At 49.5% G+C, this 21,827-nt stretch carries 22 protein-coding genes, 1 riboswitch and 1 other annotated feature; of the genes, 7 read left to right on the top strand and 15 right to left on the bottom strand.

Annotated elements, in window-relative coordinates; genetic code table 11:
* Positions 1-42: 42 nt before the first annotated feature.
* The 5 genes from PLA01S_RS18620 to PLA01S_RS18645 all read right to left on the bottom strand — a co-directional run bounded on the left by PLA01S_RS18620 (position 43) and on the right by PLA01S_RS18645 (position 4,846).
* Positions 43-711, bottom strand: a complete 669-nt coding sequence (locus tag PLA01S_RS18620) for a methionine ABC transporter permease (RefSeq protein WP_076324846.1) — start codon at positions 709-711, stop codon at positions 43-45.
* Positions 711-1,727: a methionine ABC transporter ATP-binding protein gene (locus PLA01S_RS18625; RefSeq protein WP_127593495.1), complete on the bottom strand. Its 1,017-nt coding sequence runs from the start codon at positions 1,725-1,727 to the stop codon at positions 711-713. Before PLA01S_RS18625 ends, PLA01S_RS18620 begins: the two co-directional genes overlap by 1 nt.
* Positions 1,728-1,834: 107 nt before the next feature.
* Positions 1,835-1,981: riboswitch (SAM riboswitch) on the bottom strand.
* Positions 1,982-2,102: 121 nt separating this feature from the next.
* On the bottom strand, positions 2,103-2,822 hold the full coding sequence (locus PLA01S_RS18630; protein WP_127593496.1) for a Cthe_2314 family HEPN domain-containing protein: 720 nt from the start codon (positions 2,820-2,822) through the stop codon (positions 2,103-2,105).
* Positions 2,823-3,286: 464 nt separating this feature from the next.
* Entirely contained in the window at positions 3,287-4,261 is a 975-nt protein-coding gene (locus PLA01S_RS18640; RefSeq protein ID WP_127593497.1) for a COX15/CtaA family protein, read from the bottom strand.
* A 240-nt stretch (positions 4,262-4,501) separates the two neighbouring features.
* On the bottom strand, positions 4,502-4,846 hold the full coding sequence (locus tag PLA01S_RS18645; protein WP_127593498.1) for a thioredoxin family protein: 345 nt from the start codon (positions 4,844-4,846) through the stop codon (positions 4,502-4,504).
* A 137-nt stretch (positions 4,847-4,983) separates the two neighbouring features.
* On the opposite strand from PLA01S_RS18645, the gene PLA01S_RS18650 reads away from it, so the two are divergent.
* Positions 4,984-6,378: a DUF2515 family protein gene (locus PLA01S_RS18650; RefSeq protein ID WP_164817466.1), complete on the top strand. Its 1,395-nt coding sequence runs from the start codon at positions 4,984-4,986 to the stop codon at positions 6,376-6,378.
* 148 nt (positions 6,379-6,526) lie between these two features.
* On the opposite strand, the gene PLA01S_RS18655 is transcribed toward PLA01S_RS18650, so the two are convergent.
* The 3 genes from PLA01S_RS18655 to PLA01S_RS18665 are packed head-to-tail and all read right to left on the bottom strand — an operon-like array spanning position 6,527 to position 9,442.
* Positions 6,527-8,152 carry a putative polysaccharide biosynthesis protein gene (locus tag PLA01S_RS18655; RefSeq protein WP_127593499.1) on the bottom strand — a complete coding sequence of 542 codons (1,626 nt, stop codon included), beginning with the start codon at positions 8,150-8,152 and terminating at the stop codon, positions 6,527-6,529.
* Between the two features lie 56 nt (positions 8,153-8,208).
* Positions 8,209-8,688: a DUF456 domain-containing protein gene (locus PLA01S_RS18660; protein WP_127593500.1), complete on the bottom strand. Its 480-nt coding sequence runs from the start codon at positions 8,686-8,688 to the stop codon at positions 8,209-8,211.
* Positions 8,689-8,695: 7 nt separating this feature from the next.
* On the bottom strand, positions 8,696-9,442 hold the full coding sequence (locus tag PLA01S_RS18665; protein ID WP_100539240.1) for a Cof-type HAD-IIB family hydrolase: 747 nt from the start codon (positions 9,440-9,442) through the stop codon (positions 8,696-8,698).
* A gap of 259 nt (positions 9,443-9,701) precedes the next feature.
* Here PLA01S_RS18665 and PLA01S_RS18670 point away from each other — a divergent pair, with 259 nt between their 5' ends.
* Entirely contained in the window at positions 9,702-10,163 is a 462-nt protein-coding gene (locus tag PLA01S_RS18670) for an SRPBCC family protein (protein ID WP_127593501.1), read from the top strand.
* 59 nt (positions 10,164-10,222) lie between these two features.
* Here the strand turns inward: PLA01S_RS18670 and PLA01S_RS18675 are convergent, their stop codons facing one another.
* From PLA01S_RS18675 to PLA01S_RS18685, 3 genes are all read right to left on the bottom strand, one after another.
* Positions 10,223-12,277: a peptidoglycan D,D-transpeptidase FtsI family protein gene (locus PLA01S_RS18675; RefSeq protein WP_127593502.1), complete on the bottom strand. Its 2,055-nt coding sequence runs from the start codon at positions 12,275-12,277 to the stop codon at positions 10,223-10,225.
* 143 nt (positions 12,278-12,420) lie between these two features.
* Entirely contained in the window at positions 12,421-13,569 is a 1,149-nt protein-coding gene (locus PLA01S_RS18680; RefSeq protein WP_127593503.1) for a transglutaminase domain-containing protein, read from the bottom strand.
* A 105-nt stretch (positions 13,570-13,674) separates the two neighbouring features.
* Entirely contained in the window at positions 13,675-14,121 is a 447-nt protein-coding gene (locus PLA01S_RS18685) for a hypothetical protein (RefSeq protein WP_127593504.1), read from the bottom strand.
* A gap of 181 nt (positions 14,122-14,302) precedes the next feature.
* Here PLA01S_RS18685 and PLA01S_RS18690 point away from each other — a divergent pair, with 181 nt between their 5' ends.
* Together PLA01S_RS18690 and PLA01S_RS18695 are read left to right on the top strand one after the other, a co-directional pair.
* Positions 14,303-15,472, top strand: a complete 1,170-nt coding sequence (locus PLA01S_RS18690) for an MFS transporter (RefSeq protein ID WP_127593505.1) — start codon at positions 14,303-14,305, stop codon at positions 15,470-15,472.
* A 433-nt stretch (positions 15,473-15,905) separates the two neighbouring features.
* Positions 15,906-16,253: a toprim domain-containing protein gene (locus tag PLA01S_RS18695; RefSeq protein ID WP_127593529.1), complete on the top strand. Its 348-nt coding sequence runs from the start codon at positions 15,906-15,908 to the stop codon at positions 16,251-16,253.
* Positions 16,254-16,377: 124 nt separating this feature from the next.
* Here PLA01S_RS18695 and PLA01S_RS18700 read toward each other — a convergent pair whose 3' ends face one another.
* From PLA01S_RS18700 to PLA01S_RS18710, 3 genes are all read right to left on the bottom strand, one after another.
* On the bottom strand, positions 16,378-16,995 hold the full coding sequence (locus tag PLA01S_RS18700; RefSeq protein ID WP_127593506.1) for an SCO family protein: 618 nt from the start codon (positions 16,993-16,995) through the stop codon (positions 16,378-16,380).
* Between the two features lie 79 nt (positions 16,996-17,074).
* On the bottom strand, positions 17,075-18,013 hold the full coding sequence (gene cyoE / locus PLA01S_RS18705) for a heme o synthase (RefSeq protein ID WP_127593507.1): 939 nt from the start codon (positions 18,011-18,013) through the stop codon (positions 17,075-17,077).
* Between the two features lie 285 nt (positions 18,014-18,298).
* Entirely contained in the window at positions 18,299-18,517 is a 219-nt protein-coding gene (locus tag PLA01S_RS18710) for an alpha/beta-type small acid-soluble spore protein (RefSeq protein WP_015737431.1), read from the bottom strand.
* A 121-nt stretch (positions 18,518-18,638) separates the two neighbouring features.
* On the opposite strand from PLA01S_RS18710, the gene PLA01S_RS32050 reads away from it, so the two are divergent.
* On the top strand, positions 18,639-18,806 hold the full coding sequence (locus tag PLA01S_RS32050) for a hypothetical protein (RefSeq protein WP_164817467.1): 168 nt from the start codon (positions 18,639-18,641) through the stop codon (positions 18,804-18,806).
* 12 nt (positions 18,807-18,818) lie between these two features.
* On the opposite strand, the gene trpS is transcribed toward PLA01S_RS32050, so the two are convergent.
* Positions 18,819-19,805: a tryptophan--tRNA ligase gene (gene trpS, locus PLA01S_RS18715; RefSeq protein ID WP_100539248.1), complete on the bottom strand. Its 987-nt coding sequence runs from the start codon at positions 19,803-19,805 to the stop codon at positions 18,819-18,821.
* Between the two features lie 87 nt (positions 19,806-19,892).
* Positions 19,893-20,135, bottom strand: a binding site (T-box leader).
* Positions 20,136-20,312: 177 nt separating this feature from the next.
* Here trpS and PLA01S_RS18720 point away from each other — a divergent pair.
* Positions 20,313-21,296, top strand: a complete 984-nt coding sequence (locus PLA01S_RS18720; RefSeq protein ID WP_127593508.1) for an aldose 1-epimerase — start codon at positions 20,313-20,315, stop codon at positions 21,294-21,296.
* 223 nt (positions 21,297-21,519) lie between these two features.
* On the top strand, positions 21,520-21,741 hold the full coding sequence (locus PLA01S_RS18725) for an alpha/beta-type small acid-soluble spore protein (RefSeq protein WP_007131961.1): 222 nt from the start codon (positions 21,520-21,522) through the stop codon (positions 21,739-21,741).
* Positions 21,742-21,827: the final 86 nt, after the last annotated feature.

Raw genomic sequence — 21,827 nt, forward strand, 5'->3', positions numbered from 1 at the left:
TATTATTTATATGTTGTCTTCCTTGAAGCCTCATCAATCCCGTTATTTTCTTGTAAAATGCCGCACTAGGCGATCTCCTGCCATTTGCAGCAGCTGTACCAGCACGATCATCAACACAACGGCCAGAATCATGATCTCGGTCTCATAACGGTAATAGCCATACTTGATGGCCAAATCCCCTAATCCGCCGCCCCCGACTTGACCGGACATCGCGGTATAAGATACCAGGGTTACAATCGTGATGGTCATCCCCGCCAGTAGGCCCGGACGTGCCTCCGGGAGGAGAACCCTCCATACGATTTGGCTTGTCGAGGAGCCCATGGCATGAGCCGCCTCAATCACGCCTTTATCCACTTCATTCAAAGCCGTTTCTACGAGCCTGGCGAAGAATGGCGCAGCGCCGATCACGAGCGGCGGAATGGTTCCCAGCACGCCATACGAAACACCTACGAGCGACTTCGTAATCGGGATCATCGCAACGATCAGAATAATGAATGGAACCGAACGCAGGATGTTCACAATGAACGACAGGATCGTGTAACCGAAGCGCACCAAACCGGATGTAGATCTTGCAGCCATGTAGAGCAGCACGCCAACCGGCAGTCCGATGATGAAACTGAACAATGCCGAAGCCCCCAGCATCCGAAGGGTATCCAATGTTGCCGTCCATATCTCTTTCCAGTCGATCTGGGTAAAATCAAGCCCGAACATTAATGAATCACCTCCACGTCTAATCCTTGTTCCAGCAGCTTCCGGATCGTATCTTCGATGGCACGCTCTTCCCCTTCGAAACGAACGATGAGCTGGCCATACGGCGTTTCTTTGATCGTGGAGATCGTGCCCTGCAGAATTGCAAAATTCACGCCCGTCTCATGGACGGTATGGGACAGAATCGATTCGTACGTTTTCGATCCAAGAAACGTAATCTGCACCGCCTTTGAAGGTCCGTTCGCCTGGCCCTGAATGGCCAGCCGCAGCGCTTCGCCGCTGTCCATCTCCTGGCGGATAAATTCCTGGGTCACTTCATGCTTCGGCTTCAGGAACACTTCCGTTACCGGCCCTTGCTCCACAATGCCACCCTGATGAATGACGGCGACCCGGTCGCATATGCTCTGAATCACATGCATCTCATGGGTAATCAGCACGATCGTCAAATGAAACTTTTTATTAATGTCCAGCAGCAGGCGCAGGATCGAATCGGTCGTCTGCGGGTCTAGCGCTGAAGTGGCCTCGTCACACAGCAGCACTTCGGGATCGCTTGCGAGCGCTCTGGCTATGCCGACCCGCTGCTTCTGACCGCCTGATAGCTGGGACGGGTATTTGTCCCGATGCGCCTCCAAGCCGACCAAAGCCAACAGTTCGGATACCTTGCGTTCCATTTCAGCCTTCGGCGTCTTGATCAGACGCAGCGGAAACGCAATGTTATCGTACACCGTCGCGGAAGATAACAGGTTAAAGTGCTGAAAAATCATGCCGATTTTGCGGCGTTCCGTCTGAAGCTGCTTCTTGCCAAGCGACGTTAAGTTCTTACCATTCACCCACACCTCGCCCGAGGTGGGACGCTCCAACAAATTGATACAACGGATCAATGTACTTTTACCTGCACCGGAGTGTCCGATCACTCCGAAAATTTCTCCTTTTTCAATCGACAAATCCAATTCGGACAACGCAGTGGTTAAGGTTCCGGCTTTTCCGTACTGCTTCGTCAATTGCTTGAGCTCAATCAATCCGATAATCCTCCTTTTTCCGTAGCTTCATATCTATTTACCCAAAAGAAAAGAGCCTCTTTTTGTAGAATCAAAAAGGGCCCTCTTTACGTAAAAGTCAACGCCTTTTCTCATCTGTCAAAGCCAAGGGGTATCCTGTAGCTTTGAAGGAATTAGCACCATGTCACTCCAAGCGTCACTGCGTTAAGCAATTACACGCTGGAGTCGGTTGCCGGGCTTCATCGGGCCTGTCCCTCCGCCTCTCTCGATAAGAAAACATCGATATGAAATTTTTCCGATTAATTTGATCTGATTTAATAACATTTAATGAATGCAATAGTTAGTATAGATTCTTTTCAGGTTTTTGTCAAAAGGAATTTCATGGCGATTTTGTGCCTAAGCCCTGACTCCATTTTTCCCCCACAGTTCGTTCGTATATTTATAAGAAGCCGCTAGACTCCGGCATACCATATCGACACCCTGTTTGAGATCGTCCAGGTGCTGATCGATATCCTCCAGCTCAATCTTGTCCGACAGCCCTTGATGACGCTGCCATAAATCATCCTGCATCTCGGAGTTCATGTAATGGATTTCAGCGTTGCGCCGTTTCCGAAGTGTGTTCAGCGGTGTTTTGTAACGTTCCTTGATCGCTTCCAGCTCTTTGGCCAGCTCTCCGTGGGCCTTCAGGAATTTAAACTGCCGCAGGACCGTAAAATAAGAGAAATGTGCCTTCACCTTGGAGGTATGAAGATCGTACAAATCGTTCAACACCGTCCCCAGCTTGTCAAGGATCGAGAATACGCGTATGAAGCCGTTTTTGTAAAAATACACATATCGTTGATATTCCCCTTGCTCCTGAATCGACATGTCATCGATGTAACCCGATTTGACCGATTGACTGAAATGCCTTGCCGCATTCCAGCTCTGTTCCAGCTCATCCAGGGAAACGATCAACCCCCGGGTCCAAATCTCAAGCTTACGAAAGTCATGCGTCGGATCCTGATCTTTCTCCATTTCCTTCTGCAGCAGCCGAGTTGTCTTGACCATCGATTCGATGGCTTCCTCAAGCAGTCCGTTATTGTGCCGGGGCTGTTCCCCAAGTAACATTCGAAGCATGGCGGTACCCCCTCGCGTCATCAAATTAATCTTGGTTCTTCTTGGACCGCTATTTGTCAAAATAGTGATTCCACCGCGTTTAACCGTCTTCACGATATCCTCACGCGGGAATAACTCATCCGGGTATCCCGGTTTCATTCGTGTGTCAATGACCAGAGGATCGTTCTCATAGAATGCCCACGAAACGACCAGACAACCCCCACAGAATGGAGCGACTTGAGATATCCCCGGGATATCGGCTTCGTCAATCTTAATAAATATAAACAAATCCGCTGCCGAATCAAACGTTTCCAGTACCGCTTCGTGCCTCTCCCTGAAATCGGACAGGTTGAACGGACGGTTGGACGGTTGGTATATCAATTCCCTCTCTATACAACAAAGCCCTCGAACGCTGGCTCGGGGACTTTGCTTACATATGTTGCCTTACATTCGATCTCTTTGTTTCATGGTTTTTGCTTCTTTACTTATACGATCTTTTCACGAGGCATGTTATGACCCGGCCGCATTTCAGCTTCAAGCGGCTTGCTAAGCTGCCATACCCGGACACTTAAATAACAGAGTACGCCGAATAAGGCCGAGATCAGCAGTGTATGTCCCAGTGCGGAGAATACGTAAACCTCCTCGTTATGCATCGTTGCCATAATGAGGGCGCCGCTAAACACCTGCAGCAGACAGAGCACGGTTGCCGAGATGCCCAGCATCTGTATCTCCCGGTTGTCGCGGTTGCGCCAATATGCAAAATGCCCCATCACCGCCACCACGATCAGCAGCAGAAGCGCTGCCACCCGGTGCATAAAAGCGATGCCGACTCCACCGCTCAGCTCCGGGATCACTTCCCCGTTACACAGCGGCCAGCCGGAGCAGCCTTCCCGGGAATCGGTGTGGCTAACGAATGCACCAATGTAAACGACGATATAGCTATACAGGGTTGTGCCCCAGACTAGATTACGGAAACCCTTGCTTACCCGAGGCAGACGCTCCAAGTCTACGGGCCCCTTCGCCTGTTCTACCCGCCGCATACCCAGGGCCAGCATGACGGAGCTCGCAAAAGCAATTAGCGAGAAGCCAAAATGCAGCGCCATAATCGCAGCCGATTGAGGCTTAACCACCGCTAGCGCCCCCATGATCGCCTGCACCACGACGAATACCGAGGTCCCGATAACATAAGCCATCAAATCCCGGCGATCCCGCTTGTACTTCCAGAACGCAATCAGCGAAGCCAGCGCCGCCAAACCCGCCATTCCGCTGACAGCCCGGTGGGAATACTCAATCATGGAGGATACCGTGTAAGCGGGAACAAATTTACCATTGCACAGCGGCCATTCCTGACCACAACCGAGTCCCGAGCCCGTCTTTGTCACAACCATGCCCCCGAACGTCGCGCAGAACATAATTAAGCATGTTATGTAGCTCAGCCATTTTAATTGTTTATCATTCACTTATCTCACCTGCTGCTCATATTCACTATTTAAACCTTTACAGGATCGCATCGTACACAGTCCACATTTCATTATACCTGATTCTACGGCTACGGTCACTTGAGCGATTGTGACAAAATGTTCAAAAATGAGAAAAACCTTCATGATGCAGGTACTTGACTTCGTAGCCCTACCTCTATCCGATATGTAAAACAACACCGCCGCCAGTTATAGATCAAGGCGGCGGTGCTATGGTCACTCTTACTTATGAATCGTACTGTATACGTCCACGGCACGCTGCAGGAAATCTTCAATCTCCTCGCGCGATTTGCGGAGTTTGTTAACGTAGCGAACCAGCTCACGTCCATCGGAATATGCAACAAAGCTGGGGATCCCCAAAATATTTTGCTGCTGACTCACGTCACCCACAGCATCGACGTCAACCTCTACCAGAGTCAATTGGTTTGAGAACTTCGTCTCAACCTCCGGCATGAATGGATCGATAAACTTGCAATCGCCGCACCAGTCTGCTTTAAATACGGCAACAGTCAGTCGCGGAGACTGGATTGCAACCTGAAATTCTGTTTCTGAAGTGATTTTTTCCATTGATTATCTCCCCTTTACGTCGAATTCCTTCACCCTTAGTGAATCAAAATGTTGAGTGGAAGTCAAATTTTAGAGCATACTGACATTATGATGTTCACAGGCTGGGATTAACCATTAGAAAGTGCAGGTGACCCCGAATGCACTCGAACGGAGTCAAAGATAAAAAAAACCTGAGCAAGGACGTACGGTCATGGACGGCAACCCTTCCGCAAGCCCTGACAGAATCATGGTTGGGGATGATCGCATCGTGGAGATTCTCCTTAAAACTCCGGACAAGCAGACATGAATTGCAATGGGATCCCACAGCCGTTAGAACGATTCGCAGGCAGCTCAAGAACATTCTCTCCTCTCATCCCTATCTGCAGCAGAGCGTTTCCCCGTTTCCGTTCCCTTCTATTCAAGGGTATAGCGACATTCGGATTCATGAGCCAGGTGCAGATGTTCAGCTATCTCAAGATGAGCAGGAGCTGATTCATCATATTCAAGAGGCCGCAGCCGAAGCCAATCGCAGCAATGTGACTCGTACGCAAGCCTATTTGGACTGTTATGTGTCACACCCTGAGCTGCATTGGGCCTTGCTGGCCCATATGGTCTCACGTAATGCCGGGTGGAATATGAGCGATCTGAAGGGCGGATTGATGTCGGATCTCATGGATCCGACATTCAAGAGCAATTTGTATCGTTTCTTGGAACGCTGCAATGCGCTGATCTTCCAGGACGCCTACCCCCAGCTGCTTCTCTATATACACAGTCGAAAAAAAGGCAAGCCCCTATTTCATTTGCTCCCCCACTTTCATGTTTCATCATTCATGACACCGTTCTGGGAGCAGTTCTGGCAGGATCAGGGCAGTTCGCTGCTTACGGTGGGTCTCATCATTAATGAACAGAATTATATTGAGGGGCGTGTGGCGAGACATCCTTTTTACCGACAGCATATTCTGCAGGATCCCTTCTTTCGGTTGCATGAGCTGACCCGGTTGAATCAAATCGTGTTTCCGCTGGGCCAAGTCCATCGAACGGAGTCGGGCGCAAGCCCTGCCCAAAAGCCCCTTTCCCCAGCCAGGCCGCTGGCCGGACTTACCCTACCCAAGTTTGACGACCTGTCCATTCGGATCAAGGCAGGCCGTTCGCTGTATGCTTTATTATTTGGATATGAGGAGATATACCGCGCCGTACTGGCATTCGCACGGTCCACCAAGCACCAGGGATCGCGCGCCGACTATTGGCCGGCCTTATTTACGCCGACCCTTGAGCAAGCCATGAATCATGGCCACGAGGGATTTGACCTCATCACATCGGAATGGCTCCCGGGTGGCCAGCGTCTGTATAGCCCTCATCTTGAGGAGATCTGGGAGGATGAAACTCCCGAGCCGATTCCCCGGTACGACTGGTATCAGGGCCGCGCGATGTTCAGGCATATCCGCAAACCGTTACGGCCGCTGCTGCCGGATATCACCCACGCCCATCGGGCCGCTCTGGAGAAAACCTCCATCGTCCATGATGTGTCTGATCAGTTCGAGCGGCGGCATTAAAATGAAAAGAGACCGTCCCGATACTGCAAGAATGGTCTCCGTTCCGTTCTATTCACATTATAAGTGCGTGTTCAAAAAGGTCGATTTTCAGCACCGAAGCTTATGCTTCCGATGTGCGTTTTTTCAAAACGCTTCAGTGTCTATGTCTTTATCCCCGCTCCCGCATACGTGCAGGCTGCAGTCTCATAAGCGGACGGAACACCTTCTGCAAAAGACGCGGGTAACTGCTCAGCTCCGATTGGCGCAATACGCCAAACACCACCAGCAGGACAAGATATATAATGACCACGGCCACGCCTACAACCAGGCAAGTCAGCAGGAATGCCAACCGTGCCGGCATGACATCAACCATCTGAATACCGGCCAGATTCAGGCCATATCCGATTCCACCGGCGGCAAGCACCGTCAGTACGAAGCCCGTCCAGCGTTTGCCCAGGATGGAGAAGGATACAATCGCTTTAATCGATCTTATATTCAGTATCGTAATGACAAGGAAACAAAGAGCCGTGCTCCCAATGATACCGTAGATCCCAAAGAACGGAGCAAGCAGGAAGCTGGCGGCAAGCTTGACCACAACTCCGATCATCACGTGAATCATCGAGAGCTTGGCCTTGCCGATTCCAAGAAGAATGGAATTTGTAGTCATCATCGTGATCTGGAAAATCGTACCGAACGTCAGAAATCCAATAATCCCGCTGCCGCCCAAGGAACTAAACAGTAAACCGTTGATGGAATAGGAGGCCACGCATAGCGCAATCACCATCGGCATCCCTGTCAAAATGGCAATACGCATAGCCAGCGTCACTTGTTGTTCCAAATGCTCCTGATCTTTCTTCGCAAAAGCGGCAGAGATGATCGGAATGAGCGAGGTGCTAAGGGCAATGGCTAGAATCGGCGGAATCCCCGCGACGCTCTGCGCCCGGTTTCCCAATACCGCGAGGGCTGCGGTGGCTTGTCCCAGACCAACCTGCCCAATCAACAGCGGCTTCACGATGGAGCTGTCAATGAAGTTCACAGCCGGAACCGCCAGGGAAGACAGCACAATCGGTATAGACATCGTGAATATATCCCGGTATATCCCGCCAAGCGGAATGGAGCGGTCCGCCGCCGGCATCTTGAGCTCACGATCACTTCGGCGAAGTTTTACCGTGAAGTACAGCATGACGGCAAATGCTCCGATACTGCCGAGTACGCCCCCGAAGGAGGCACCGGCCGCGATCCAGGTATCGTCGTATCCCATCCGCAGCAGCATGTAGGCCAGGCCGATCGCTGTCAGAACGCGTGCAATCTGCTCGATAATCTGCGATATCCCGCCAGCCGTCATATTATTGCGCCCTTGGAAGTATCCCCGCATCATGGCGATGGCTGGGAACAGCAGCAGCGCTGGGGCGAGTGCCTGAATGGCCGCGGCTGCCTCCGGCTGCTTAGCAATATGGGTCGCATAATAAGGAGCTCCGAAATAAAGCAGCAGCGTCATGACAACACCCGCTGCTCCGGCAAAAATAAGTGCAGCATGATAGACACGCCGGGCCTCCGCAGGCTTGTTCAAAGCATGACGCTCGGATACCATTTTACTGAGCGTGCTGGGAATGCCGGCCGTTGCTACCGTTAACAGCATTAAATATACGTTATTGGCGATCGTAAATGAGGCATCCCCAATATCATTCAGCATATGCTCCAGGGGCACCCGCTGAGCAAGGCCCAGCACCCGGGCTACCAGCGCAGCAGCGGCCAAGATGATGGTGCCTTTAATAAATGACTCTTTCTTTGACAAAACCCTACCCTTCTTTCTCCTCCAAAGCGCCTCTTACAGCGATTCCTAAGCGTCTATTAGAAAATCCAAATGAAGAAAATAACAATCATCGCGAGCTGTAAAATAACCTTCACCACAATGCTGCTGAACAATCCAATGACCGATCCGAAACCAACCTTCATGGATTTGCTCGGTCCCGAGCCTGCCAGCATTTCACCCAGAAACGCCCCGAGGAACGGTCCGATAATCAATCCAAAAGCGGGTATAACGAACGGTCCGATAATCAGTCCGATGGTGCTGCCCCATATCGAGGCTTTGGAACCGCCAAGCTTCTTAACTCCCCAGGCGTTAACCGCATAATCGGCAATGAACAGCACCACCAGAATGATCGTCTGAATAATCCAGAACCATGTATTGTAATGCTCGAATGTAAAGAACCAGCCGTAAACAAACAGCGCCAGGTAAATGGCGATAACCCCCGGCAGAATAGGGTAAATCGCCCCGGCCATCCCAATGATAAACAGAGCGATGACGATAATCCAGCCCAATACGTCCATCAACATCTCACCCTTCGATCAAAATATGATCCCTGATGACTTCAACGATACCGTCCTCATTGTTGCTGGAAACCACAAGGTCCGCTTCATCCTTTACCGTCTGCTGGGCATTGCCCATGGCCACGCCGAGTCCGGCCTGCTGAATCACAGCCAGGTCGTTCAAGCTGTCCCCTACGGCTACGACCTCAGACATGCTGATTCCGAGCAGCTCGCACACCTGTCCGATTCCGGTCGCTTTGTTAACGCCGAGCGGATTGATTTCCAGGTTATCCGGCGAGGAGTTCGTGATCTCCAGTCCACCCATATCCTGCAGGCGCATCAGAATGTTGTGGCGTACCTCATGATCATTCGTGGTGTAACCGAACTTCAGCCACTCCTGATTCGCGACATCGCCGATCCAGTTCTCAGAGTTATACAATCTTTCTACTGAATACGCCCAGAACCATGATCCGGTTTCAATGGCAAGTGCATGCATTTGCTCCACAAGCTTGCTGTCGAGCAGCGCCCGGCGGTGCAATTCATATGGCGCGCGCCATACCTCCCCGCCGTTCACCGTTACCATCGGTGTCGTCAGTTCAAGCTGCTTGGCATACGGATAAGCATCCTGAAACGGCCGGCCTGTCGAGAGGCAGACATGAATGCCGTGCCGTACCGCCTCTTTGATCCACTTCACGGTTTCCTCGGACACCTCATGATCGTCCCGCAGCAGCGTACCGTCCATATCCAGTGCCAACAATCGATATTTATGTTTCATGGTATTAACCCCCTTACGAATCACAAGCAAACATAACGACATTTTACCACAAAAGGCAGGTCGCCAAAACATCCCTCATGAATAGCAGCCCCCAGACGGGCCAAAACTGAGGAAAAGCCTAGGATCAAGTAGGATTCCCCAAGAGCTCGAACAAATCACACGACCCTTGAAATGAATGAGCAATGTAAAAGAAAGAATATGATTTCCTTTATGCTACGATACTTACTAAGACAACCCCGAAAGGAGTCATAAAAATCATATGACCAAACTCAATGAGAACCCCGTCGTAACGGCAGAAATGCTGATTCGAAGACCGGTAGCCCAAGTATTCGAGGCTTTCATCGACCCTGAGATCACAACCAAGTTCTGGTTTACCAAAAGCAGCGGCAAGCTTGAGGAAGGCCGTCATATCCGCTGGGATTGGGAGATGTATGGGGTACATGATGACGTGTACGTTCAACATATTGAAGTGAACCGCCGCATCGCGATCGAGTCTTCGGACCAAACCAAAACCGAGTGGACATTCACGTCACGCGGCGGTCATGAGACCTTCGTTGCCATTACCCACTCCGGATTTACAGGCAGTGCGGATGAAATGGTGCAGAGAGCTATGGATTCCATGGGAGGATACACCATGGTCCTCTGCGGACTCAAAGCGCTGCTGGAGTTTAACGTTGTCCTGAATCTGGTGGCAGACAAGGCCCCGGACTCCCATGTGTAACGGATAAAAAACGGCAGCCAACCCTGCAGGGCTATTGGCTGCCGTTTTACTGTTTCCTATTATTCGTTGGAACTGCCATCCTCATTTCCACCCTCGGTTTTTTTAGGGTGAGGCGTACCGTCGAGTCCGTAAATTTCGTCATACGCATCGAAAATTTTGCGGGCAACCGGCGCGGCACTCTGGGAACCGAAGCCTGCTTCCGGTATGACGACAGCGACAGCCAGCTTCGGATTTTGCCGTGGTGCAAAGGCGATGAACACCCCGTTTTCCACCCGGATCCGAGTACCGTTTTTATAAATATCCTGCTCGGATGTTCCTGTCTTCCGTGCAAAATCATATTTAAAATCTTCAAAAGCTCGAAGTCCCTGCGTATTCATCCCTGCAATGACTTCATTCCAGTACTGCTGCGGGAATTCCGCTTTATTCAATACCTCGCGTTTGAATTCCTTGATCACATTGCCGTCCTGATCCACAATCTTGCTCGCAAGCTGAGGCCGAATGCGTTCTCCCCGATTGGCAAGCGTGCTGGCATACTGTGCCAATTGGAGCGTCGTATATTTACCGGACTGTCCGAATGAAGCGTATGCCATGGCAGCCAGATAACTTCCCGCCTGCTCGATATTGGTATACTCGATGATTCCTTTATGCTCCTTCGGCAGGCCGGATTCGGTAGATACCCCAAGCCCGAATTCCCTCATGTATTCATCCCATATTCTAACGGATTCGGAGCCGTATTTGTTATACAGTCGTTCCCCGATCCAGTCAACCATAAAGGCGTTGGAGGAATGCTCGATCGCTTGTCGGGCATTCAAAGATCCATAGGCTTTACCGCCTGAGTTCCGAACTCTCGTATTATCTTTACCGAAAAATGCTGCACCGCCATCATAATAATAATCGTTCGGTCCGAACAATTTTTCATTAAGTCCAATCAATACCGTCAAAGGTTTCATGGTGGAGCCGAGCAGCACAACCGATTCCAGATTGTTGCCGGATCGACCGGAACTGTATGGAGAGATCGTTCCGTTGCCGTAATACTTCATGACGGTTTCCCAATCATCGGTTCCATTCTCCCACACATTCGGGTCATAATCCGGCATACTGGCCATGGCGACAATGTTCCCGGTATCCACTTCCATCGCTACGGCATAACCCGTTTGCGCATTCGGATGTGTTTTACCGGAAACCGTATTAGTATGAAGCCATTTCAACTGATCGATGATCGCCTGCTGTGTAACCTTCTGAATATCCTTATGGATCGTCGTATGAATATTGTAACCCTTCTCCGGGGCGATCATGGTCGGCACCCCGTCCGCCATGTTCTGCGGATTAATCGGAATGCCGATGTATCCGTTCTTGCCGCGCAGCTCATCCTGGAACATCATTTCGAGTCCGTCTACGCCGACCTTCTCCTGCTCCGTGTAGATGAGTCCCGGATCCTTTTGCTTCTTGTTCTGCTCATCGATCTCCTTATATTTATCCAGTGTCTTAATGCCGCGGAACTCTTTCAAATAACCAATCGTTTGAACGGCAATTTTGTCCGGGTTGTATTGGCGCTGGCTCTCTTCCACGACCTCGACCCCAGGATACTCATTCTTATGCTCCATAAAGTAAGCCACTTCTTTGGTCGAGAGATCTGCCTTAATGCGTCTCGGCTCATAACCCGGCTGCTTGTTAAATTCCAGGTCCATCGCTTTGATCACATCATCTACCGTCAACTTTTCGGCTTTTGGATCACCATACTGTTCGAAGACCTTGACCATTTCCTCGGCCAGCTTTTCGATCTCCGGACGATTCTTCTTCCCTCGTTCGGATGAACTGTAATCCTTTAACAGCGTTAAATACAATGCTTGGGAGGGTGTCGAGTATGCAAGCGGCGTTCCGGAAGCATCGATGATGCTGCCCCGGATCGGCTGAAGCGGGAAATTTTTAACCTGCCCACCGGTTTCGAGCTCTTTTAGCTCAGGCCCTTCAACAAACTGCAGTATAGCAAGACGTATAATAATGACACAGAATATGATAAAAGTGCTGAAAAAAAATAGATTAACCCGCAAGTTAAACTGACTGCCGGCATCTTGTTCTTCTTGTTTGCGCTTATCCGGCCTAAACCCTTTCACGTATGCTTCTCCCCTTTATCCACAATCACATAAACCCATATTAACATAAACGCCCCCCCACTTCATCTGGAAGGGCCCTCCTGATAGGCAAGGGCGGACTTCCCTTGCTCAAAAGTCCGCCCTTCTCCATATCCATACACCGATCAAAACACTTGCTCTTTAATATGCGTCTCGTTGAAGCGCGGCGGGTTAAACCAATTGCCGCTCTGTGCCCAGGTCGGGTCCAGGGGTATCCACCGCTTCTCTTCACTCAAGTAGACCTCATTCCAGGCATGCGGACCATAACCGCCTTGTCCATTATATCCCCTGCCGGTTACGACCCGGACTTTCAGATCCTGGGACCGGGCCATCATGGCATACAGCCGGGCATAATCAATGCACACGCCTAACTTTGTATCGTACGTATCCTGTGGTGTCTGCTCTTTCCATATCCGCTGCTCTTCATACAGCGTCACTTTGTCGTGATCATATGCGATCCGGCTGCCAACCCAATCATAGAGCTTTCGCGCTTTCTCTTCATCGGTTGACGCGCCCTTCGCGACATGGGCTGCCGTCTGCTCAATGCCCTCGGGAATCTTGTGGTCGATGACCTCATACTTCCGCTGAATGATCCCATTCAATTCTTCCTGAACCGATTGGGTAAACACTGGCAGCTTCTCGCGGACGAGAGAACCCGACAAAGGCTCTATTACAGCCCTCGCTCCCTGCTGATAAACCGGTGAAGCCTCAACATACCGGCTAAAGCCGTGATCGGGATTCAGACTGACGTAGATGAATAAGATCGCAATGACAATAATGCTCCGCGCAGCTCCCATGATGACACCAATTCCAGCACCTGTTAGCCGGCTCAGCAGTGATGCCGAGGTATCTTTTCTCGTTCCGAAAAGTCCCAGCCTGCCTCCCATGATCAGGGAAACGAGCAGACGCAGCATAAATACGATAAGGGCGTAACTTAACATAAACAGCACCGCAAACCGCAGCAGCGGGAAATCCGCCAGCGATTTTACGGCTGTATAATAAACCTGTTCCCAGAAGCGCAGCTCTCGATTCGGTAAAGTGGAGACCGTGCCCAGCCAATCGCCTGCTTTTGGCGATAACCATAATGTAAAAGGAACGGAGATCGCAAGCCCGACCAGGCGCAGCACCGCATCCCCCAGAAAAAAAACAAGCTTCCCGGCTGACCGGGAGGCTCCGCGACTCCATCCCTGCAATAGTGAAAAAGCCACAATCAGCAGCAGCAAGATGGTGATTCCGTTCCCACTCAGCACACTATCCTTCCATGCCGACATCAACGGTATCCCCTCCTCTCCCCATGATGTCTTGTCAACCGATGTAGCGAGCTGCAGTACTATAAAGCTGCTGCCCTCGTACATCGCTTCCGATTGCGTCTCATCTTTTTATTTCGAGGTCGTATTGCTCTTGGCATCATCGATAAAGCTCTGAATCGTATCGTTGATATCCCACTTTCCTACCGAAACACCGCGGAACGTCACTTCAACCTCTTCGGAACCAGAACTTCCTTTCAGCTCCAGATTGGGAGCTTTAATGGAGTAGGTACCGTCCCCATTCGAAGTATATTTCGCTTCCTTCGCTTCTTTCATCATCATGTTCAGCGCTTCTTTTTTTATCGTATCCACCGTTTCTTCCTTCACCGTGGTTACAACCTCGCCGATTTTATCGAGGGAAATTCCGCTGTACACCAGCAATCCCACGATGATGAGTACGGCAAGCGCCCACTTAATAACGGTTCTCACCACATTCAGCACAATAAACAAGACAATTAAGGCGATGGCAATGACCAGCCAGTTTTGTTTGAGAAATTCAATCCAGACCTGAGTATCCAATTCAATTCACTCCCGTTCATCGTTTCAAAAACGGCGGTTCAGGGCCGTCTTATTAATTATACATGATACCCCGCAAAGCTGTCAGCCAACCGGGTCTTTTCACAAAAAGGTATAAGCTTGCCCTTTCGAACGTACAAGTAGTAGTAACATATCAACTTTTGCCGGATAGGAGGGTGCCATATTGAAAACCGCTTTATGGCTCTATATGTTTTTGTTTCTGGCGTTTTTTGATTTGCATGCTCAGTATCCTGTACTGACGCCCTTTGCCATCTCCCTTGGCGCAGCCCCCACGTTCATCGGCTGGATGATGGGCATTTATGCTTTAACCCATCTGCCTGGCAATCTGCTTGCAGGCAATCTGATCGATCGGCACGGCAGCAGACGCTACATTATTTTCAGCTTAACCGCTGCTGGTGTTATTCTGCTCCTCCAGGCTCATGTCCAATTGCCCTGGCAGCTGCTCGTGCTCCGCTCGATCAGCGGTTTCGTCTTGGCCTTTTTGTCACCTGCCTGTCTGGCACTGCTTGCGTCACTCTCCCGGGATCCAGTTACGCAAGGCAAATATATGTCCGGTCATGGCGTGGTCCACACCCTTGCCTCTGTCTTGTCCCCGGCCGCCGGAGCTTTCATTGTAGCCAAAGCAGGATTTTCCGGTACATTCCAGAGTCTGGGCTGGCTTTTGATTTTTACCGGCTTGATGGCGTTTCTCAGTCTCCCGAAGCCTCTGTCAGCCACCGCTAAAGATAAGGGGCAGGCTGTGCCGATCAACAATGGGACACCGGCGCGGCTTCCTTTTAGTTTGCGCTTATATTTGATCCCGTTTGCTATCGCATGCTCTCAAGGAATCCTGTTCTTTGAAATACCGCTGCGGGAAAGCGGGCTGGCCAGCATTATGTCCACCGGACTTCTATTCTCCGTCATTAGTCTTGGAGCATTGGTCACATTAAGCATGCTGTTTCTCAATCGTTATGCGCCCCATATCAGAGTGGCCGTCGGCGTACTGGGGCTGGCTATTTGCTTCTACGCCCTCGCTGCAGCTCATCAGGTACCGATTATGATTATCCTGTTTGCACTGGGGCTTGCTAAAGGATTGCTGTTTCCGGCATTATCTTCACTCTTCATTGAGCTAAGCGGCGGAGGCAGACTCGGGAAAGTATTCTCATTGCAATCCATCGCCATGTCGCTGGGTTCCTTTGTAGGTCCTATTGCGGCTGGACAGCTCCGAACGGTGGTGTCCCCTTATTTTATCGCGTTTCTGATGCTGATGACCGTGCTCCTGCTGCTCCCCAAACGCAATCGTGAAGCACCTTTAACAGCCATCTCACCAGAAACCCCAATCTCAACCGTTTAATGAAGCTGTACCGGGCTTGAGCCAGCGCCCAAAAAGATGCGAATGGGCCAATACACAATCCATATGGGTAAATCCACATAAGATACAGTGTGGCAAATGACCACGGACATCTAACCAAGGGGTGAAGTAATCATGAGTCATGTTCATCATCATAAACATTGTCATACAGGAGGCCATGGAAATTCTGTAGGGATGGTTCTTGTATTGTATATTCTGCTCGTCATCATCCTGAGCTGTTTCTACTAGAATACATGGGTTAACCTTGTTACGGCCATCCAGTGGATGGCCGTTTTATTTTGCCTGCTTTGCATGATCGATAAAAAACAAGTTACACTATACATACACCATTCGACACAACCATCATTCGACGGCAGGTTATCATTTCCCGGGGAATGCCGCCAAGGATCTCCGTATCATGACAGAGGTGAAAAAGATGCCGATATTCCTCATTGTAGAGGGCAAGAACGACCGGAGCCGACTACGCCGATTGCTGACATCGGATATAACCATCCTGTGCACATTCGGAACGTTAAACACCGCCAAGCTGGAAAGCCTTCATAAACAGGTGAAGGATCAAGAGGTGTATCTTTTTATGGATAACGACAGCTCCGGCAAAAAAATTCGCGGTGCCCTGCGCGACGTCTTTCCTGATGCCGAACACATTTATACACGCCGGGGATACGCCGGGGTTGAAGGAACGCCTGACGAATACCTGATTGCCCAGTTAGAGAAGGCCGGGCTGGAAGAGTTCATCATTTACCCGCTTCCTGCTGAGTTCTGATGAACCTTGTCTAATTTGTCAAGATCTCATTCACAACGTATATACATCCGAAATCCCTATTTAAATAAAAAAAGGCGTCCTCCATCTTTAACGATAGAGCGCGCCTTTTGGTTTTACCTATAAGTTATTCCTTAATTAAGGTCCTAATGTCCTTCACAATATCCTCGGTCTTCACTTGGGCCGGGTCTGCTGCATTATAGGTCTTCCGAATATTGTTATTCCGGTCAACCAATGCAATGGAATTGCCATGCGTAAAATTCGTCGAGTTATTGCCGAGCAGCGGGATTTTGAAAGAATCCTGCATCAGCTTCCGCGTTTCCTCCTGATCTCCGCGAAGGAAGTACCAGCCGTTATAATCAGCATAGAAGCGGTCCCCAAACTCCTTAATCTTCTCTTTCGTATCGGTTTCCGGGTCAAAGGAGATGGACACGAAGTTAACCTCTTTTCCGAAGAGGCCCTCTTTCTTCAAGTCTTCCTGTATTTGCGAAAGAACCAATGTCGTAATCGGGCATACATCCGGGCAGCTGGTGAAATAGAAGTACATGAGCTTTACCTTGCCTTTGGTATCGTCCGATGTGATCGTCTTTCCATCCACATTCTCCATGGAGTAAGCGGCAACCTCACGAACGATAGGAAACTTTTCTTTTCCGAATCCTAGCGAGTTGTACACCAGGTAAATAGCTGCTATTACGCATACAGCGAGTAGTACCCAAGTCCATTTGTAACGTTTGAATGCATTCATGACCTTCCCCGTTCTCCCTTCGTCTCAGGCAATCCCTGTTCTTGTCAGGTTTAGTGCAGCATTAAAGCCCTTCCACCTATTAAAAGGTGGTATTGAGTATGAGAACGATCAGGCTCAAGGTCAAGTAGTTGATGGAGATAATAAATACTTTTTTGGACCAAGCTTCATCGTCCTTGGCACGGAAACCTTGGAGTGCGGCGTAGAGCCACCAAATCGCCAGAAGGAGTCCGATAACCAGAAAGAATATACCGGCATACCCATACGTGTACATCAGGATGGGGATCGGTATAAGAAGTACCAGGTAAGGAATCATCTGATACTTTGTGCGTTTAATTCCTTTTACGACCGGCAACAACGGGAAGCCTGCTGCGCGGTACTCTTCAACGCGGCGAATGCCCAGCGCCCAGAAATGCGGGGGCTGCCAGAGAAACAGTAGAGCGAACAGCAAAACCGCTGCCATATCTACGCTTCCTGTTACGGCCACATAGCCGATCACCGGAGGCATCGCTCCGGAAATAGCGCCTACCGATGTGCTCCATGTTGATGACCGCTTTAACCATAATGTGTATACCACAACGTATACGAACATTCCGATCGCTCCGAATATACCTGCCAATACCCCTGAGAACAGGAATAACATGGCTAGTCCAACGATTCCAAGAATGATGGCATACCAAAGAACAACCTTAGGTGTCAGCCGTCCGGTTGGAAGTGAACGATTCCGTGTACGCTCCATCTTCATATCGAGCTCTCTGTCGAAATAGTTATTAAAAACACAGGACGAAGCCATAACAAGCACGGTTCCGAGAAGTGTCATAATCATCAATCCAAATTGGATATCCCAACGCGATGCTAGCCAAAATCCGGCAAAAGCCGCTATCAAATTTGACCGGATGATTCCGGGTTTCGTCACCGTGATAAAATCTTTCCAAGTCCCCGCCTTATCGGGAGGTGCAGGCGCTGCCGAGGCAAGTGCTGCGGATTCTGAAGGAGCCTGGTATCTCAAGTGATTATCCACGTGTAAACGTTCCTCCTTGTATCTGTCGTTATGGAGGAAGTACTGCCTCCGCTATAAAGTTTATCATATCATTAGTAAAAAGTGTTTAGCAATCATTCGGAATTCGTTCCATCTATATGACAATTCAGTGACATTTGGAAGCGATATAATCTTGACGTTATGCCGTTGTTTAAGGCACAATTTGTCTATGTAGCAAAGGTGGGTGTCGAATCCTTAATATGAATACAAAGCCCGGAGCGCAATCATAGCGCTCCGGGCTTCCATACTCACGTTATGAAAAAGAGATTACAGCGTGCGGCCAGACCCCGAAAGAGCCTGTTCTGCTTGCTGTACCAAACGTTTTGTAATGTATCCACCCAGGGATCCTGTTTCACGGGAAGTATAGTTACCATAGTAACCGTCCTGAGGAATCGTTACGCCTAGTTCTTGAGCAGCCTCGAGTTTCAAACGTTGTAATGCTGCAGTAGCTTGAGGTACAACCAAATTGTTGCTGCGGCGTGCCATATTAAATATCTCCCTTCACTGAATGTCTGTTATTCCAGTGCAAGCTTGCAAACTTATTATGGCTCCTTCTTGCAACGTTATACGTATTTTTTTAATTTTTATCTTTGGAGGTTTTTTTCATATGAGTAAAGGCTTATCCCTATGGTTTGCGGTCTCTTCGATCGTCCTGCTGACCGCTTCCGCCATATCCATCAGCTACAACGGATTTCTGGCTGTCGGTCTGGCTCTACTCTCCATTCTCAACATAGGCTGGGGATTCATTATCAAATCCAAACGCAGGCCTTCTTAGGAAGAACCCTGCTTATTTAGGAGCCAGAAAGCCCATTTTGTCCTTGACGCCATCCAGTATTTGAGCTGCAGTCTTCTGTGCCTGCTCTGCTCCCTTGGCCAGAATGTCATGAATTTCACCGGTTTGGCGAATTTCGTAGTATCTGTTTTGAAGTGGTTCCAGAGCGGCTACTACAACTTCGCCAAGCTCCTTTTTGAATGCCCCGTACATCTTTCCTTCAAAACGCGCCTGTACTTCCTGCAAGGACACCCCAGCGCACTCCGAGTAGATGCTCATCAGATTGCTAACCTCTGGTTTAGCGGACGGGTCATAGACCACTTCGGCTCCGGAGTCGGTTGTAGCCCGGCTGATTTTTTTGCGGATTTGGTCCGGCGTATCCAGCATCGCAATATAACTGCCCTCAACCGGATTACTCTTGCTCATCTTTTTAGAAGCATCATCCAGCGACATAATTCGTGCGCCTACTTCCGGAATGAACGGTTCCGGAATATTGAAATAGGAACCGAACCGATGATTGAACCGTGCAGCTAAATCGCGCGTGATTTCCAAATGCTGCTTCTGATCATCTCCTACCGGTACCAGATTGGCATTATACAGCAATATATCTGCAGCCATGAGCGCTGGATAGACAAACAAACCGGCTCCTACGGAATCTTTACCTTCCGATTTGTCCTTGAATTGCGTCATCCGTTCCAATTCGCCCATATTTACCATCGTTGTCATAATCCATCCGAGCTCGGCATGCTGAGGAACATGGGACTGCAAGAAGATATTGGCACGATTCGGGTCGATACCGGCTGCTACGTACAGTGCCGCCACCGATTCGGAGCGATCTCGGAGCGAGCTTGGCTCCTGGGGTACCGTAATGGCATGCAGATCGACAACCATAAAGTAACAATCATGCTCGTCTTGGAGCTTAACAAAATTTTTAATGGCTCCGATGTAGTTGCCCAGCGTCAAATTGCCGCTCGGCTGAATTCCCGATAATACAGTTTTCATGACTTGCCCTCCATTTATTTAAATATTTTAATCCAAAGTCTGCCCCGCTCAGGGGAACATATATGAACGCAAAAAGGCCTCACATCCGCAAGGGACGTGAGACCGTGGTGCCACCCTTATTCGCTGCAGTAACTCTAATACTTAAACTGCAGCCTTCCATTCTTGTAACGGAGAATACCCGGCCGGCATATTAAGGAATAACAGTATAATCCCTGTTCAGCCTAGCACTCAAAGGTCCATTCAGCAAAGCGGATCCACCGGTTCACATCAACCACCGGCTTTCTGAAGGATGGGCCGCACCTGCTTACTTGTCCTTGTCATCGTGTTTCAATCATTTTTGGATCACTATTACATGCAATGATAAAACTCTTGCTCTGCCTTGTCAATTCCATTTTAGAATCAAGTCGCCCAATGTTTTGAAGCATTTCTTTTACCCTTTCCGCAAAAATCTGTTATGATGTGGTTAATCGTCCAGACCATGATTTTCGTTAGTAAAGGAGCATCGATATGAATCAAGTGACCAAAGGCCAGTGGAATGGTTACGACACCTATATTTTAAACAGCGGCCGTCTTGAAGTGACTCTCCTTCCTCGTCTTGGTAACAATGTCATTGGAATCAAAGACCTTGAAAATTCACGCGAAATCCTCCGAAAACCAGATGAAAGTGAGCTTGCCTTCTATCTTCAGAAGCCATACCACTTCGGCATCCCGATGCTCATTCCGCCAGGCCGAATTTCCAAAGGCCATTTTGAGTACGGCGGAACATCGTATCAATTTGATCAAAATACCGCGAACGACAATCATATTCACGGTCTCCACCGATCACAGGCTTGGTGTGTCAGCGACATAGAGGAAGAGGATGATGGGTGCGCCGTTTCGACAGAGTTCATATCATCGGATGATCCGAAATGGATTGCCCAATTCCCAGTACCGCTGAAGCTGGAAATGACCTTCCGCCTTCAGGAGACCCGCTTCTCGCAGAGTCTTCGTGTAACGAATCTGGGTTCCAGCCCTGTCCCGTTCGGCATGGGTTACCATACGTGGTTCCTGCTCGATGGTGAACCGCAGCGCTGGACGCTGGATCTGCCTGTAGAGGGCATTTACACCTTGAATAATGAACTGATTCCAACCGGAGATCTTTCACCGCTTGGCCATCTGGAACATCTGAATTCCGGACTAAACCTGAAGGAAGCCGACCTTGACACGATATTGAAAATCCCAGAGGGCAAACCAGCCGAAGCCATGCTTCAACGGGATGACGGTTATCAAATTCATTATTCGGCAGACCGTGCCTTTTTCAAGCACTGGGTGCTTTATACAAAAGGCGTCGCGGAGGAATTCCTCTGCATCGAGCCATATACCTGGCTTCCGAACGCACCAAATTTGAATCTGCCGAACGAAGAAACCGGACTGATTCATCTGGAACCGGGACAGACCGTGGACCTGAATACCCAGATCAGCATCCAAAAAACGCCACCAGAGGCGGAGTAAGGGTAATTCAGCCATTCCATGCGAACCCTATAATCTTTATATACTTAATGTTTCAACAAGAGCAGCCCTTTGATTTCAAAGGGCTGCTCTTGTTTGTCTAAGATAAATGGCCGTTTTAGTGATTCGGATAATTTTACCAACGAATGATCTGCCTCAAGCACGAATGAGATTCCTAGGATTCAGTCATAATATCCACATACAACATCAAAGGAGGTGACATGACATGGCTCAAGGTCGTTCTTCTAACAATCTTGTCGTACCTCAAGCAACTGCAGCTCTTCAACAATTGAAAGTAGAAGCTGCTCAGGAACTGGGTGTGACGCTTCCTCAAGACGGTTACATGGGTAACTATACTTCCCGTGAAACAGGTTCATTGGGAGGTTACATCACCAAACGTCTGGTACAATTGGCTGAGCAGCAATTATCGGGTCGTTCGAACCTGTAATTCGCATCTCTTCCCTCCAGCCGTAATTAGAAAGAGGCGATCTTCTCCCCAAAGATCGCCTCTTTCGTTATATGTTCTATATGATA

Origin of the sequence: Paenibacillus lautus NBRC 15380 (assembly GCF_004000945.1) — a bacterium.
In the GTDB taxonomy this organism is placed as follows: Bacteria; Bacillota; Bacilli; order Paenibacillales; family Paenibacillaceae; genus Paenibacillus_AQ; species Paenibacillus_AQ lautus.